The sequence below is a fragment of the Stenotrophomonas sp. a6 genome, from assembly GCF_030913325.1.
Classification (GTDB): Bacteria; Pseudomonadota; Gammaproteobacteria; order Xanthomonadales; family Xanthomonadaceae; genus Stenotrophomonas; species Stenotrophomonas maltophilia.
Map to the genome: position 1 here is coordinate 1,084,867 of NZ_CP133161.1, position 15,374 is coordinate 1,100,240.

16 protein-coding genes and 1 pseudogene are annotated in these 15,374 nt (G+C 67.3%); 4 read left to right on the forward strand and 13 right to left on the reverse strand.

What is annotated here, in order from left to right; translation table 11 throughout:
- Positions 1-33: 33 nt before the first annotated feature.
- Complete coding sequence (locus tag Q9Q79_RS05010; RefSeq protein WP_049395504.1) at positions 34-579, reverse strand: DNA-3-methyladenine glycosylase I; 546 nt, start codon at positions 577-579, stop codon at positions 34-36.
- Positions 576-2,363 carry a DUF4153 domain-containing protein gene (locus tag Q9Q79_RS05015; protein WP_201861896.1) on the reverse strand — a complete coding sequence of 596 codons (1,788 nt, stop codon included), beginning with the start codon at positions 2,361-2,363 and terminating at the stop codon, positions 576-578. Before Q9Q79_RS05015 ends, Q9Q79_RS05010 begins: the two co-directional genes overlap by 4 nt.
- Positions 2,364-2,454: 91 nt before the next feature.
- Between Q9Q79_RS05015 and Q9Q79_RS05020 the strand changes: the two genes are divergently transcribed.
- The 4 genes and pseudogenes from Q9Q79_RS05020 to Q9Q79_RS05035 all read left to right on the forward strand — a co-directional run bounded on the left by Q9Q79_RS05020 (position 2,455) and on the right by Q9Q79_RS05035 (position 5,263).
- Entirely contained in the window at positions 2,455-3,021 is a 567-nt protein-coding gene (locus Q9Q79_RS05020) for a YqgE/AlgH family protein (RefSeq protein ID WP_062606624.1), read from the forward strand.
- Positions 3,014-3,508 carry a Holliday junction resolvase RuvX gene (ruvX, locus tag Q9Q79_RS05025; protein WP_005408378.1) on the forward strand — a complete coding sequence of 165 codons (495 nt, stop codon included), beginning with the start codon at positions 3,014-3,016 and terminating at the stop codon, positions 3,506-3,508. Before Q9Q79_RS05020 ends, ruvX begins: the two co-directional genes overlap by 8 nt.
- A 15-nt stretch (positions 3,509-3,523) precedes the next feature.
- Positions 3,524-4,474 carry an aspartate carbamoyltransferase catalytic subunit gene (locus tag Q9Q79_RS05030; protein WP_005412492.1) on the forward strand — a complete coding sequence of 317 codons (951 nt, stop codon included), beginning with the start codon at positions 3,524-3,526 and terminating at the stop codon, positions 4,472-4,474.
- Positions 4,475-4,771: 297 nt separating this feature from the next.
- A pseudogene (locus Q9Q79_RS05035) lies at positions 4,772-5,263 on the forward strand (transposase).
- 252 nt (positions 5,264-5,515) lie between these two features.
- Here Q9Q79_RS05035 and Q9Q79_RS05040 read toward each other — a convergent pair.
- The 11 genes from Q9Q79_RS05040 to Q9Q79_RS05090 all read right to left on the reverse strand — a co-directional run bounded on the left by Q9Q79_RS05040 (position 5,516) and on the right by Q9Q79_RS05090 (position 15,356).
- Complete coding sequence (locus tag Q9Q79_RS05040; protein ID WP_049459825.1) at positions 5,516-6,313, reverse strand: prolyl oligopeptidase family serine peptidase; 798 nt, start codon at positions 6,311-6,313, stop codon at positions 5,516-5,518.
- A 70-nt stretch (positions 6,314-6,383) separates the two neighbouring features.
- On the reverse strand, positions 6,384-6,650 hold the full coding sequence (locus Q9Q79_RS05045) for a hypothetical protein (protein WP_005412494.1): 267 nt from the start codon (positions 6,648-6,650) through the stop codon (positions 6,384-6,386).
- 62 nt (positions 6,651-6,712) lie between these two features.
- A complete protein-coding gene (gene mgtE, locus Q9Q79_RS05050) occupies positions 6,713-8,074 on the reverse strand; it encodes a magnesium transporter (protein WP_005408383.1) in 1,362 nt (453 codons plus the stop codon).
- 228 nt (positions 8,075-8,302) lie between these two features.
- Positions 8,303-10,072: a phosphoenolpyruvate--protein phosphotransferase gene (ptsP, locus tag Q9Q79_RS05055; protein WP_005408384.1), complete on the reverse strand. Its 1,770-nt coding sequence runs from the start codon at positions 10,070-10,072 to the stop codon at positions 8,303-8,305.
- A gap of 2 nt (positions 10,073-10,074) precedes the next feature.
- On the reverse strand, positions 10,075-10,344 hold the full coding sequence (locus Q9Q79_RS05060; RefSeq protein ID WP_005408385.1) for an HPr family phosphocarrier protein: 270 nt from the start codon (positions 10,342-10,344) through the stop codon (positions 10,075-10,077).
- Positions 10,337-10,729: a hypothetical protein gene (locus Q9Q79_RS05065; RefSeq protein ID WP_005408386.1), complete on the reverse strand. Its 393-nt coding sequence runs from the start codon at positions 10,727-10,729 to the stop codon at positions 10,337-10,339. Before Q9Q79_RS05065 ends, Q9Q79_RS05060 begins: the two co-directional genes overlap by 8 nt.
- Before the next feature lie 496 nt (positions 10,730-11,225).
- Entirely contained in the window at positions 11,226-12,110 is an 885-nt protein-coding gene (rapZ, locus tag Q9Q79_RS05070) for an RNase adapter RapZ (protein WP_099474781.1), read from the reverse strand.
- 27 nt (positions 12,111-12,137) lie between these two features.
- The gene (gene hprK / locus Q9Q79_RS05075) at positions 12,138-13,088 is read right to left on the reverse strand and encodes an HPr(Ser) kinase/phosphatase (protein WP_005408388.1); all 951 of its coding nucleotides are present in this window, start codon (positions 13,086-13,088) and stop codon (positions 12,138-12,140) included.
- Entirely contained in the window at positions 13,085-13,537 is a 453-nt protein-coding gene (locus Q9Q79_RS05080; RefSeq protein ID WP_005408389.1) for a PTS sugar transporter subunit IIA, read from the reverse strand. The genes hprK and Q9Q79_RS05080 overlap by 4 nt, the downstream gene beginning before the upstream one ends.
- A gap of 21 nt (positions 13,538-13,558) precedes the next feature.
- Positions 13,559-13,876, reverse strand: coding sequence for a ribosome-associated translation inhibitor RaiA (raiA, locus tag Q9Q79_RS05085; protein ID WP_004147311.1), 318 nt, complete (start codon positions 13,874-13,876; stop codon positions 13,559-13,561).
- 58 nt (positions 13,877-13,934) lie between these two features.
- The gene (locus Q9Q79_RS05090; RefSeq protein ID WP_138969774.1) at positions 13,935-15,356 is read right to left on the reverse strand and encodes an RNA polymerase factor sigma-54; all 1,422 of its coding nucleotides are present in this window, start codon (positions 15,354-15,356) and stop codon (positions 13,935-13,937) included.
- Positions 15,357-15,374 lie beyond the last annotated feature (18 nt).

Sequence of the window (15,374 nt, forward strand, 5' to 3'; positions counted from 1 at the left end):
TGATGACGCCGGGCCATGCCCGGCGGATATCCATCAGCGGGCGGCGGCCTGCAACCACGGCGGCGACAGCGTCAGCAGCCGCGCATGCACCGGGCAGTCCTCGGCATGCGCACCGGGCAGGTAGCCCAGGCTCATCAGGAACTCGCCGGTGATCTCGCCGCCGGTGAAGCGGAAGGTCTTCTTGAACAGCTTCACCCAGTCGGCCTTGCTGCGCGGGTGGTGCGCGTCCAGCCACGCCGCGAAGCTGCCATGGCTGGCCCGCAGCTGCTGGATCACCTGCGCGTTGTGGATGGCCGCCAGCACCTTCAGCCGGTTGCGGATGATGCCTGCGTCCGACAGCAGGCGCTCGATGTCCTGCTCGGCGTATGCAGCCACGCGGTCCACATCGAAGCCGTCATAGGCCGTGCGGAAGCCCTCGCGCTTCTTCAGGATCGTTTCCCAGCTCAGGCCGGCCTGGTTGATCTCCAGCACCAGCCGTTCGAACAGCTCGCGCTCGTCACGCTGCGGAAAGCCGTATTCGTTGGCGTGGTAGTAGTCGTGCACCGGATGGCCCGGGGCGATGAGGCAGTAGCCGCTCATGGGGATGGCTCGTTGGATTCGGGTTCGGGATCGATGGCCAGCGCAGGGTGCCCGCCAATGGACAGCATCGGCCAGCGCGGTGGCACGAGCGTGAGTTTGCCGTCACGCAGGGCCTGGTTGATCGTCTCGGCTTGGCCGCTGACGGTGCCGAACAGCGAACCGGCCCGGCGCCAGTGGGCATCCCTGCCACGTGCGTACAGCACGCAGTCCGGCCCACGGTGGGTGTACAGCTCGCACAGCAGCACTTCGCCAGTGCCATCGCCGTCCAGGTCGCGATGCACGATCAGGCAGTCGCGCTCGCTCTGGGCGCAGGATTCGCCATCGATCGCGCGCGTGGCCAGTGCCTGCCACCAATCGTCCGGTGGCGAGCTGGATCCCTTGGCCAGCTTCAACGCGCGCTGCAGGGCGACGACGTCCTGCGGCCCCTTGTCGAGGCGGTGGCCGTCATCCCAGCGCGAGGTACGTGCCAGCGCGGCAGCGATCACCTGTGGCGCGTTGGCATCGGCGGTGATGGCTGGATCACGCTGCAGCTCGCGCAGCGCCCGCACGCCGCGGTGGCCAAGATCGAAGCGCAGCACGTTGACGTCACTGCTGGTGATTGCAGGCGGGTCCGCACGCAGGCGCGCCAACTGGCTGGACAGGGCCAGCCGCACCGGGTCCAGCAGCGGCGAGTTGCCCAGCAATGCCAGTGCCAGCACCGCCCAGCACATCCAGCGGTTGACCGGCTCCAGCATCTGCAACCAGCGGCGCTGCCGGCGCAGCACCGCCAGCGCGTAGCCCGCGGCATAGCCGGCCACGGCCACTGCGACGAGTACCGCCCAGAACCGGTCCACGGTCCAGCCGTACTGCACCACGCGCAGGCCCAGTGCATACAGGGCCAACGCCGCGTAGACCGGCAGTGCCAGCAGGCTGGCCTCAACCAGCCGGCGCAGCAGCAGCGGGTAGGGGGCGCTGTCTTCCCCCTGCTGGTAGACCGCATTGGTGAACGTCACCAGCAGCAGCGACAGCACCAGCAGCAGGCCGGCGGCCGAGCGGGTCTTCCACAATGGTTCCAGCCCGGTAAGCGGCAGGCTCAGCACGAACAATACGGCGATGAACGAGAGCAGTGGCAACAGCCCACGGCAGATCGCGAACAGCACCTGGCGGGTGATCTGGATGGCGCGGTGCTGGGTGCGCCCGATCAGTACGCCGAACCCGGCCAGGCTGCCGGTGGCCAGTGCGATGAACGCGTCCTGCCGGAACAGGTCGCGGAAGACGGTCACGTCGAGCAGCTGGAACAGCGCCGACCACAGCCACAACAGCAGCCAGGTCAGCCCGGTGAACAGTGCCGCCAGGGCCAGGGTCAGACCATTCTGCCAGGCGCGCTCGAACAGCTCGGGGTAACTGGCACGCCAGTGCCCGTGCTGCAGCTGGAACTGCCACCAGGGCAGGACCACGAACACCGCAACGGCCATGCCCAGGGTCAACGGAAGCTGCAACGCGCCCGATTCCAGTGCGGTCTCGCCATTGAGGTTCCAGCCGATCCAGGCGGCCAGCGCCAGCACCACCGTCGAGCCGAGCACGGCCTGCAGCCACAGGCGGCGCTGGCCCAGCTCCACCAGGCTCAGCGCCACCGCGCTGGGAATGGCCAGCACCCAGGCGTACCAGCAGTAGCGCCAGCCGATATCGCGGAACGGCCACGCGTCGGACAGTTCCTGCGCGGCATACAGCATCAGGCCCTGCAGCAGGGCAAGCAGGACGATGGCGCTGCGTGCCGGCAGGGTCAGGGGCGTTGAAGACTGCATCGATGGCCTTCCATGGCAAAGCACCATCCTAGCCCATCGCAGTTCGACGCCATCGCGCGACCATCCCGCCCCCAGCAGGTAGAATAGGACCATGCCTGTAACGCCGACCTCCCTTGCCGATCACCTGCTCGTCGCGCTGCCGTCGCTGCTCGACGCGACCTTCGCCCGCAGCGTCGCGCTGATCTGCCAGCACGACGAGAACGGGGCGATGGGCGTGCTGGTCAACCAGCCTTCCGAGTACACGCTGGGTGAAGTGCTTGCACAGATGGACATCACCACCGGTGATGGCGACCTGCAGGCGCGCATGGTGCTCAACGGCGGCCCGGTGCATCCCGAGCGCGGCTTCGTCATCCATGACGACGCGCGGGCGTGGGATTCCAGCCTGACCGTGGGCGACGGCCTGTACCTGACCACCTCGCGCGACATCCTCGAAGCGATGGCGCGCGGCGAAGGCCCGGCCAATGCCGTGGTCACCCTCGGCTGTGCCGGTTGGGGCGCAGGGCAGCTGGAAAGCGAGCTGTCCGAGAACAGCTGGCTGACCGTGCCGGCCGATGCCGAGCTGGTGTTCCAGATGCCGCTGGAGCAGCGCTGGCAGGGTGCGGCCTCGCGCATCGGCGTGGACCTGTTCCGGCTGACCGACTACAGTGGCCATGTCTGAGCCCATCACGCCCGCGCCGGATTCTGCTGCCCCGGCGATCCGCCGTGATGGCACCGTTCTGGGTTTCGATGTCGGCTCGCGACGGATCGGCGTGGCCATCGGCAGTGCCTTCGCCGCGCATGCGCGCGCGGTGGCCGTGGTCGATGTGCACGGCAACGGCCCGGACTGGACCGCGATCGAACGCCTGCTCAAGGAATGGAAGCCCGACGGCCTGGTGGTCGGCGACCCGCTGACCCTGGACGGCCAGGACCAGCCCAACCGCAAGCGCGCGCAGGGCTTCGCCCGCCAGCTGCGGGAGCGCTTCAAGCTGCCGGTGGTGATGATCGACGAGCGTTCCAGCTCGGTCGAGGCCGCACGCCGCTTCGCCGTCGAGCGCGCCGAAGGGCGCAAGCGCCGCCGTGATGCGGCTGCCCTCGATGCCGTCGCCGCAGCGGTGATCATCGATCGCTGGCTGTCGTCGCCGGACGACGCCACCCCCATTCCCTGACTGCCCGACACCGCCATGACCGCCCAGCAAATCGATGCCTCCGGACGCCTGCGCCACCTGCTGACCCTGGAGGGCCTGCCGCGCGAAACGCTGCTTCAGCTGCTCGACCGCGCAGGGCAGATCCGCGATGCCGCAGTCGGCCGCGTCGGCAACAAGCGCCAGGTGCTGGCCGGTTCGGCGGTGTGCACGCTGTTCTTCGAACCGTCCACGCGCACCCGCAGTTCGTTCCAGCTGGCCGCGCAGCGGCTGGGGGCGGACGTGCTGAATTTCGACGCCTCGACCTCCTCTACCCGCAAGGGTGAGACCGCCTGCGACACGCTGCGCAACCTGGAAGCGATGGGCGTGCGCGGCTTCGTGGTGCGCCACCCCGATGACGGCGCCGTGGCCGCACTGGCCGATGCGGCAGGCGAGGGCACCGCGCTGATCAATGCCGGTGACGGCCGCAGTTCGCACCCGACCCAGGGCCTGCTGGACATGCTGACCCTGCGCCAGGCCAAGGGCCCGGATTTCTCGAAGCTGAAAGTCGTGATCGTCGGCGACGTGAAGCACTCGCGCGTGGCCCGTACCGACCTGCATGCGCTGCGCACGCTGGGCGTGGGCGAGATCCGCGTGTGTGGCCCGCAGTCGCTGCTGCCGGACGACGAGACCCTGAAGGGCTGCGTGGTCGGCGATGATTTCGACGCGATGCTGGAAGGCGTCGATGCGCTGATGATGCTGCGCCTGCAGCGCGAGCGCATGGAAGAAGGCCTGGTGCCGTCGCTGGAGCAGTACCACGCGCAGTACGGCCTGACCAACGAACGCCTGGCGCGCGCGGGCAAGGATGCCGCGGTGCTGCACCCGGGCCCGATCAACCGCGGCGTGGAAGTGACCGACGAGGTGGCCGACGGCCCGCAGTCGTGGGTGCTGCGCCAGGTCGCCAACGGCGTCGCCGTGCGCATGGCCGTGCTGGAAACCCTGCTGGGCTGACCTGCCCTGGTGGGTGCCGACCGTTGGTCGGCACGGTTGATCTGTCCTCATCCGATCCGGTGGGTGCCGACCGTTGGTCGGCACGGTTGATCTGTCCTCATCCGATCCGGTGGGTGCCGACCGTTGGTCGGCATGGTTGATCTGTCCTTATCCGATCCGGTGGGTGCCGACCGTTGGTCGGCACTGAACCGTCAGTGCGGTGAAGTGCGGGCCTAGCCATTGAATGGTTCCGGGCCTACCTGTACTGACGTGATTGCCCGATAGAACCGGAGTAGCGGCAGGCGCACGCTTGGGCCCATGAGCCGCGCACGCCTACGCCTTGGCCGCCATTCCCGGATCGGACAATCCTACATCCTGACCACCGTCATCCAGGAGCGTCGACGCTACTTCGATGATGCCACTGCGGCACAGGAGGTGATGGATGTGTTCCGTCGCATTGATGCTGAGGGCCTGACGCACTCACTTGCCTATGTGGTCATGCCGGACCACATCCATTGGCTTGTGGAGATCCGTGCGTTCTCGCTGGACTACATCATGCAACGCTTCAAATCGAGCAGTGCATTGCGGATCAACCGCATGCTGGGTAGGACAGGACCATTCTAGCAATCGAGCTATCACGATCACGCCATTCGTTCTGAAGAATCACTGTTTCGCCATGCGATGTACATCGTCGCCAACCCGGTCAGGGCGAACTTGGCGAGCTGCGTGGGAGAGTATCCGTATGCCTGGTGCCGATGGGAGATCGATGAGAGGTACCAGGCAATGGATTACCCCGAAGCGGAGAGGTAGTGCCGACCAACGGTCGGCACCCACCCATACCCAAGCCGACCAACGGTCGGCACCCACCCATACCCAAGCCGACCAACGGTCGGCACCCACCAATACCCAAGCCGACCAACGGTCGGCACCCACCCATACCCAAGCCGACCAACGGTCGGCACCCACCCATACCCAAGCCGACCAACGGTCGGCACCCACCAATACCCAAGCCGACCAACGGTAGGCATCCACCAACAGGTGTTTCCCAGCAGAAGCTGTGGTTCAGCGCTTCTGCGCGAACAGCCATTCCCACATTGCCGGGTCGGCGTAGGTGGCGTCCCAGGCATTGTGGTTGCCTTCCGGGTATTCGGTGTAGCGCACGTCGCGTGCGGCGGCGCGCTGGAATGCGGCATGCAGTCTGCGGTCGTCGTCCGGCGGCACCACGTCATCCAGTGCGCCGTGGAAGATCCAGATCGGCGTGTGCTGCAGGCGCTGGGCAATCACCGCGTACGGGTCCGCTTCGTGCGCGACCTGCTCGACGAACAGGGTCGGGCGTACCGCACGCGGGGCGAGCACCGCGCCGCACACGGGGACGATCGCGGCAAAGCGGCGTGGGTCATCCAATGCGATGTTCCAGCTGCCATAGCCGCCCATCGACATGCCGGTCAGGTATTGCCGCGCCGGGTCGGCGCCGAATTCGGCGATCGTCGCGTCCAGCGCGGCCACTGCCGCACGGTTGTTGCGGCCGCTCCATTCCTCGTGGCCCGGTACCTGCGGGAACACCACCAGGGCGGGGAAATCGGGATGCGCGCGCAGGTAAGGCCCCAGCCCGGCGTGGATCTGCTTGACGCCATCGGCGCCGCGCTCGCCCGAGCCGTGCAGGAACAGGACGACCGGAAGGTGGGTGGGAGCGGCGGCCTGCACGCCGGCCGGAATGAACACCTGGTAGTAAGCCGTTTGCCCGTCCACCTTCACCGCACGTGCTTCGAAGCGGCCACGCGCGCTGTCCGGCAGCGAAGTGCAACCGCTCATCATCAGAAGGGCCAGCAGTGGCAGCCAGCGCGACAGCAAACGGACCATGGGATTTTCCGAAGCGGCGAGATCGCCTGCATCGTAGTCCGCCGACGTCGGCCCGGCATCGTGCGCCGCGTCACTGCGGGCGCGGGAAGCTGGCGATGATCTCCAACTGCTCCTGTGCCTCGGCATTGCCTTCGGCGGCGGCGGCCTGCACCTGCGCAATGTCCGGGTGCAGGACCACCAGCAGTGGGTTCTCGCAGACCGGGCAGTCGTACTCGGTGGCGTCCTCGTCCAGTTCCATTTCCATGGCGCGCGAGCTGCCCTTCCATTCACAGGCCGGGCAGGTGTGCTGCTGGTCGCGCCAGCCGGGCTGGAAGTAGTTTTCGATTGTCGTTGCCATGGAGGGATCCAGTTGGGATCGGGTCAGAGCGCCGCGCAGCGGGGATCCGACCGTCGAGATGGTCAGTGCAGGAGCACCAGGGTGGCCAGGCCGAGGAAGGTGAAGAAGCCCATCGAATCGGTCACGGCGGTCAGGAAGATGCCGCTGGCCAGCGCCGGGTCGAAGCCGAAGCGTTTCAGCGTCAACGGCACCAGCACGCCGGCCAACGCAGCAAACAACAGGTTGCAGGTCAACGCGATGGCGATCACTGCCGACAACCCGGGCGAGTGGAACCAGGCGAGCACGATCAGGCCCAGCACCGAACCCAGCATCACGCCGTTCAACAGCGCGACCCGAACTTCCTTCCACAGCAGGGTGCGGGCGTTGGAGGCGCCCACCTGGCCCAGCGCCAGGCCGCGCACCATCAGTGCCAGCACCTGGGTACCGGCGTTGCCGCCGAGGCCGGCGACGATCGGCATCAGCACCGCCAGCGCCACCAGTTTGTCGATGGTGCCTTCGAAGTGGCCGACCACGCTGGAGGCCAGGAAGGCCGTGCACAGGTTCACCGACAGCCACATCAGGCGGCGGCGCATCGCGCGCCAGACCGGGCTGAACAGATCTTCGTCCTCGTCCAGACCGGCGGCGCCCAGCGCCTGGTGCTCGGCCTGGCCGCGGATGATGTCGACCACGTCATCGATGGTGATGCGACCAATCAGGATGTTGTTGTCATCCACCACTGGCGCGGAGATCCAGTCATGGTCGGAGAACTGGCGGGCGACTTCCTGGTCGCTCTCGCCGACGTCGATGGCTGGCTGCTCGTCGTCGATCAGGCGATTGATCGGGGTGGTGTCCTCGTGGGTCACCAGTGCCGCCAGCGACACGCGGCCGAGGTACTGATGGCGGCGGCTGACCACGAACAGGTGGTCGGTGTGGTCGGGCAGTTCACCGCGCAGGCGCAGGTAGCGCAGCACGACGTCGACATTGACGTCGGCGCGCACGGTCACCACGTCCGGATTCATCAGGCGACCGGCGCTGTCCTCGGGATAGGACAGGACCTGTTCCAGGCGCTCGCGGTTCTCGCGGTCCATCGACTTGAGGACTTCGTCGATGACCGTGTCCGGCAGGTCTTCGACCAGGTCGGCCAGATCGTCGATGTCCAGGTCTTCGACCGCGGCGATGATCTCGTCCGGGTCCATGTCCGCGAGCAGGCTTTCGCGCACGTCGTCGCCGACGTGGACCAGCACCTCGCCGTCGTCTTCCGGATCAACCAGTCCCCACACCACCTCGCGCTTGCCCGGCGGCAACGATTCGAGCAGGTTGCCGATCTCGGCCGGGGCCAGGGTGTTGACCAGGCGACGCACCGGGCCCAGCCGGCCGCTGTCCAGTGCATCGGACAGCATCCGCAGTTGGCGCGCAGTCTTGTCGTGGCGTACAGCTTCAGCCATCGCAGCTCCCGCGGGGATAAGAAAAGCCGCGATCCCGGCAAGGATGCGGCAACAGGGGTGTTCAGCGCGTCATTATCGCAAGGCGATGTTTCAACGCATAGCCGCCGGGTGGCGGGAGTGCCGGCCGCTGGCCGGCAACGTCTTGGCCTTCAACGAGACGGGGTCAGATCCCTTTTCCCGCGGAAAAGGGATCTGACCCCAGGCGTGCATGCCCGGCGAGCCGGGGTATCAAGCCGTTTCGGCCACCAGTGCCAGCCAGCGTTCGATCGCGCGGCGGTCGCGCGCGGCCAGCAGCTTCGGTGCGCGCGCGCGCAGCATGGCCAGGTCGGCCTCGCGGACCGCGCGGCGTACTTCCAGCAGCGTGCCCGGGTGCAGGCTGAACTCGGTCAGGCCCAGTGCCAGCAGCAGTGGGGTCATCCGCGCATCGCCGGCCATCTCGCCACAGACCGCCACCGGGATGCGGTGGCGCGCGCCGGTCTCGATCACCATCTGCAGCAGCCGCAGCACCGCCGGGTGCAACGGCGAATACAGCTCGCCCAGTGCTTCATTGTTGCGGTCGGCCGCCAGCAGGTACTGCACCAGGTCATTGGTGCCGATCGACAGGAAATCGACCAGGTCGATGAAGCTCTCCAGCGCCAGCGCCGCAGCAGGGACTTCGATCATCGCGCCCAGTGGCACGTGGTCGGACACCATGTGGCCTTCGCCGCGCAGCTGTTCGGTCAGCTTGAGCATGCGGCGGCGCACTGCCAGCAGTTCCTCCCGGGTGCTGACCATCGGCACCAGCACCCGCAGCTTGCCGTAGGCCGAGGCGCGCAGGATCGCGCGCAGCTGGGTGTCGGCTACCTTCGGCCGTGCCAGCGACAGGCGTACGCCGCGAAGGCCGAGCGCCGGATTTTCTTCGTTGCTCAGGGTCAGGCCGGTGCGGTCGGCCTTGTCCGCGCCCAGATCGAGGGTGCGGATGGTCACCGGTCGCCCGCTCATGCCCAGTGCCGCATCGCGGTAGGTCTGGAACTGTTCTTCTTCATCCGGCAGCTCGTTGCGCTGCAGGAACAGGAATTCGGTGCGGTACAGGCCCAGGCCGTGGGCGCCCAGCGCATGCGCCTGGGTCACGTCCTCCAGCGACTCGGCATTGGCCAGCAGGGCGATGTCGACCTGGTCGCGGGTGCGGCTGGGCTTGCTGCGCAGGCGGCCGAGCTCGCGCTGTTCGCGCGCGTGTTCCTTCAGTCGTGCGCGGTAGTCGCGCAGATTGTCGGCCTGTGGATTGGCGGTGATGCTGCCGTCGGCGCCGTCGATGATCAGCACGTCGCCATCGGCGATGCGGCTGAGCAGCTGCGGCACGTTGACGATCAAGGGCAGGTGCAGGCTGCGCGCAAGGATCGCGCTGTGCGAGAGCGCGCTGCCGGCGGCGGTGACGATGCCGACCACGCCTTGCGCCTGCAGCTGTGCCAGTTCGGAGGGCGCGATGTTGTCGCAGACCAGGATCTCGCCGGCCAGGCCTTTCACCGCTGGCGGGCGTTCGGGCTGCAGGAAGGCATGGATGCGGCCGATCACATGGTCGAGGTCGTCCATGCGGCTCTTCAGGTAAGCATCGTCCATGCCGTCGAAGACCTTGGCCAGGCGGTCGCGCTGCAGGCGCAACGCATAGCCGGCGCTGTACGGTCCGCTGCGGATCAGTTCGTCCAGCCCATACAGCAGCTCGGGATCGTCCAGCAGCAGCGCATGCAGGTCGAGGAACTCACCCACTTCCTGGTTCAGCGCTCCATGCAGGCGCTGGCGCAGCTCGTGCATCTCCGACCGCGCGGCGTCCACCGCGCGATGCAGGCACGCCAGCTCGGCCTCGACCTGGTGGGCGGCAACGCGCTGCTCGGCCACTTCCAGTGCATGCGGCAGGCGCACGCGGGCGCGGCCCATTGCCGTGCCGCGGGCGGCACCATGCCCGGCCAGCAGCAGTACCGGCCGCTGGCCGGAAGGGGGTTGGCCGGCGCGTGCGCGTGGCACGCTCAGCTGTCCTCGTCGAAACGGCGTTCGAACAGGCCGACCACCGCCTCCATCGCGGCGGCTTCGTCCTCGCCGTTGATCCGCACGGTGACCGGGGTGCCCTGGCCGGCGGCCAGCAGCATCACGCCCATGATGCTCTTGGCGTTGATCTCACGGCCTTTGGCGGCCATGGTCACGTTGCAGCGGAACGGCGCCAGGGTCTGCACCAGCTTGGCGGTGGCCCGGGCATGCAGGCCCAGGCGGTTGCTCACGGTGAGTTCTCGTTCAAGCATCGTCGACTATCGCTCCATTACGGGTACCCGCCGCGGCTGTGGCGGGCAGTTGATCCAGTCCCTGTTCCGGATAATTCATCACCCGCAGCAACATCGGCAGGCTCAGCGCCGACACCCGGCGGACCGGGGTCCCCAGCCGGGCCAGCTGCCCGGCAAGGTTGGCAGGGCTGGCGCCGTACAGGTCGGTCAGGATCAGCACACCATCACCCCCGTCAACCCGCCGCAGGGCGGCCGAGGCGAGCGGGAGCAGGGCGTCCAGGTCTGCGTCGAACGGTACTTCGAAAGCTTCGGTTTTCAGCGGCAACTGCCGCAGGAGCCGGGTCGCCACGTCAAGCAGGGCGGTCCCGACCCCGGGATGTGTTACGAGGAGAATGCCACAGGTCATTACTGCACGTTAACAGGTCAAGGTGAATTGGCGATAGCAGCAGGAGAGGGGCACTGTGTCCCGTATTCAGCGTTGCTACCAGGGGAGGCCTTTTCCGTTGAGAAAGAGATCCGACCCCATCCGTTTTTCGATGCCTGACAGCGATTCATCCACGCATGGCGTGGATCCATCGTGTCGACCAGGGTCGACACCCACCCGCAGCAGAAATCTGTCAGAGGTGGGGCGGTGTGGGTCTGCAGGACCGTTGGCGCCATGGATGGCGCCATCGAGCCCCCAGGGGTGAGGGCGCTTTGCTTGCGAAGCACTGCTTCGCAAGCGCCCGAACGCCCAGCCGCCAGCGGCTGGGCCGGACCGCGGAGCGGGGTTCACGGCGTGTCCTGCAGACCCACACCGCCCCGCCATCCCACGGAATGCCGCTTCTGCTGTTGCTGTTGCTGTTGCCGGCCAGCGGCCGGCACTACCGGCGGGTGCCGGGCGCAGCCCGGCCGCCCCCCCCTCAATCCTGTTCGCGGTGGTACGTCGCCACGTCTTCCCAGCCCATCTCGCGGGCATGCCGGGCCAGGCGCTCGGCCAGGAACACCGACCGGTGCTTGCCGCCGGTGCAGCCGAACGCCACGGTCACATAGCTGCGGGTGCCATCACCCAGCTTCGGCAGCCAGGTATCGAGGAAGTCCATCAGCTGGGCCAGGTAGCGCTGCACGTCCGGCTGCGCTTCCAGGTAGTCGCGTACACCCGGTTCGCGACCGCTGAGCGCGCGCAGGTCCGGGTCCCAGTGCGGATTGGGCAGCACCCGCGCATCGAACACGAAATCCGCCTCGGCCGGCACGCCGCGCTTGTAGGCGAACGATTCGAACAGCAGCGACAGGCCGGTGGCATGGTCCATCGTGAACTCGGTGATGATCCGCCGCCGCAGCTGATGCACGTTGAGGCTGCTGGTGTCGATCACCGCATCGGCCTCGCGGCGCAGCGGTGCGGTCAACTCGCGTTCGCGGGCGATGGCTTCAGGCAGCGACAGGCCCAGCTGGCTCAGCGGATGGCGGCGGCGGGTGTCGGCGTAGCGCTTGAGCACGGCCTCGTCGCTGGCCTCGAAGAACAGCACCTTCACGTCCACGCCGGCGTCGGCCGCCAGCTGCCGCCAGTCGCCCAGCTGGCTCAGGTCGGCCTGGCCGCGAACGTCGATGCCTACGGCCAGACGCCGTGGTGCGCTGCCGTCGTGGTTGGCCAGCAGGCTGCGCACGAAGTCGGGCAGCAGATTGATCGGCAGGTTGTCCGAGCAGTAGTAGTCCTGGTCCTCGAAGGTCTTCAGGGCGACGGATTTACCCGAGCCGGACAGGCCGCTGACGATGATCAGGGTCGGGGCGGAGGGGGTGACGGTGCTCATGGACAGGCTCTTCGAAGGGCAGGGAAATCAGGGTGTTCGCCGTTCCAGCAGGTTGCTGTGGCGGGCGATGAACATGGCTGCCGGGTCGATGCCCTTGGTGCGCAGAATGTGCAGGCGGGTGGCCGCCTCGGTCAGCACGGCCAGGTTGCGGCCGGGCATCACCGGCAGGGTGATCAGCGGTACGTCCAGGTCCAGCACATGGCGGGTGCCCGAATCGCCGGTCAGGCGCTCGTAGCCATGCGGGGTGGGTTCGGTCATCGGCTTGGTCAGGTGGACGATCAGCCGAAGGTACTTGTTCTTCTTTACAGCCGTGTCGCCGAACATCTCGCGCACGTTCAACACGCCCAGGCCGCGCACTTCCAGCAGGTCCTGCAGCAGCTCCGGGCAGGTGCCATCGAGTACATCGGGTGCGATCTGGGTGAATTCGGGGGCATCGTCGGCCACCAGGCGATGGCCACGGCTGAGCAGTTCCAGCGCCAGTTCGCTCTTGCCGGATCCCGCTTCGCCGGTGATCAGCACGCCGATGGAGTAGATCTCCATGAACACGCCATGCAGGATCACCCGCGGCGCCAGCGTACGCGCCAGGTGGTAGGACAGGTGGTTGAGCAGTTCGTGGCCGCGCTTGGGCGACAGCCACAGCGGCGTGCCGGATTCGTCCGCGGCAGCGCGCAGGTCTTCCGGGCAGGCCTGGTTGCGGGTCAGCACCAGCGCCAGCGGGTGCGACTGCATGATCTTTTCGATGGTCTCCCAACGCTGGCGCGGTTCCAGCGCATCCAGCCAGGACAGTTCCTCGGTGCCCAGGATCTGCACCTTGTTGGGGTAGATCGCATTGAGATAGCCGGCCAGCGACGGACGCCGCGAGACCGTGTTGCCGGCCTCCAGCTCGCGCTTCTCGCCGGACTTGCCGGCAGCCCAGCGCAGCCCCAGCCGCTCGCGCTGCTGTTCGAACAGTTCACGGGCGGTGATGCTGGTATTCATGCGGCACTCGCAGGTGGGGTCATGTCCAGCGCCTCGCGCAGCGCCCGGGCATCGCCCGCTTCGCGCAGGGCCTGGCGGATGTCCGGCGCCGAGAACAGCTCGGCCAGCTCGGACAGCAGCATCAGGTGCTGGTGGGTGTAGTGGGCGGGGACGGCCATCGCGAACACCAGGTCCACCGGCTCCTCGCCACCGAAATCGACCGGGGTGGCCAACCGCAGCAGGGCGCCGCGGGGGCGGTCCAGGGTTGGCGCGCGGCCGTGGGGAATGGCGATGCCGTGGCCGATGGCTGTGCTGCCCAGCGCTTCGCGCTGGCACAGGTTCAGATAGATCTGTTCGGCGTTGGCCTGGCGGCAGGCCAGCAACCCGGCGGCGGCCTGCAGGACGCTGTCACGGTCGGTGGCCGTGCAGAGCTGGGTCTGCACGGCCGCCAGGAGGTCAGTCAGGGGCATGTCTGCGGGGAACGGTGGCGATCAGCCACCATTGTCGCCCACCGGCAGCGGTGCGTGCTGCTGTTTTTTCTCCTTGTGCTTGATCACCAGACGGTCAAGCTTGTCCGCAAGCAGGTCGATCGCGGCATACATGGTCTGGGCATTGGCCTCGGCGTGCAGGGTCTGGCCGGGAATGTTGAGGCTGGCGTCGACGTGGTGTTCGGTCTTCTGCAGCTTGAGGGTCACCCGCGCTTCGCAGTGCTGGTCGAAGTGCTTTCCGATCCGGGCCAGCTTCTCCTCAACATAGGACTGCAGGGCCGGGGTGACTTCGACATCTTTGCCAAACGTTTCGATGCGCATCGGGTTTCTCCTGTGTTCGGATGTGCCAATGAACCTCTCCGCCGGGCGCGGCGGCGCGTCAAGCGATTCTGACCCTTTCGTGCGAGGCGGAAATGTTCATGGCTTCACGATACTTCGCCACGGTGCGTCGCGCTACTGGAATTCCCGACGATTTGAGCAGGTCAGCCAGCTTGGCGTCAGAAAGCGGCTTGCGCGGGTTCTCGTCGTCGATCAGGCGCCGGATCATCGCCTGGATGGCGGTGCTGGACGCCTCGCCACCGCTCTCGGTATCGATGCCCGAGGCGAAGAAGGCGCGCAGCGGCAGGGTGCCTCGCGGGGTACGCACGTGCTTGCGGGCGATCGCGCGCGAGACCGTGGATTCGTGCAGGCCGAGCTCGGCGGCGATCTCGCGCAGGGTCAGTGGACGCAGCGCCTGCTCGCCGAATTCGAGGAAGCCGGCCTGCTGCAGGATCAGGCTGCGCACGACGCGCAGCAGGGTGTCACCACGCTGCTGCAGCCCTTTCAGCAGCCAGCGCGCTTCCTGCAGCTGGGCACGCAGGTAGCCGGCATCGGCGTCGCCACAACGTCGTATCAGCTGTTCGTAGCCGCGGTGGATCACCACCTTCGGCCCGGCATGCGCGGCCAGTGCAGCCCGCCACACGCCGTTCTGCCGCCACACCACCACGTCCGGCACCACATAGGTGTCCTGCGACAGCGGCGCGATCTGCGTGCCCGGGCGCGGGTCCAGCGAACGCAGCAGCGCCACGGCAGTCTCGACCTCGTCCAGCGGCAGCTTCAACTCATGGGCGAGCCCGGCGACGCCGCTGCGCGGCAAACGTTCCAAGGGGCCTGCGGCAATCTGTCGCGCCAGCAGCAGGCCGGGCGTGTCGCCGGCCTGCACATCCAGCTGCAGCAGCAGGCATTCGCCCAGCGTGCGTGCAGCCACACCCACCGGATCGAAGCGCTGGATGCGATGCAGCACGGCGAGGATCTCGTCCTCGTCGGCGTGGATCGCCGGCAACAGGGTTTCAGCGATGGTGGCCAGCGGCTCGCGCAGGTAACCATCGTCGTCCAGTGCATCGATCAGCGCGGCACCGATGCTGCGATCACGCGAGGACAGATGCGACAGATGCAGCTGCCACAGCAGATGGTCGGCCAGTGTTTCGGTTTCGGCTACGCGCTCGGCAGCGCTGCCGTTGTCGTCGTCATCATCGAAGCTGCCACCGCTGCCGGTCGTCGTCCAGTCCAGTTCGGTCGGCGCCCAGTCGTCGCCCTCATCGCTGCGCTCTGCAGGCGCTTCGTTGTCGTTGCCATCGCTGCCTTCGTTGGCGGCGCTGCTGTCGTTGCTGTCGGCCCAGTCCAGCAGTGGGTTGCTTTCCACTGCCTGCGCGATCTCCAGCTCCAGTTCGGTGGCCGACATCTGCAGCAGCTTGATCGCCTGCTGCAACTGGGGCGTGAGCACCAGTTGCTGTCCCAACGATGTCTGCAGCCGAGTCTTCATGCCTGTGCCGAAAGGAAG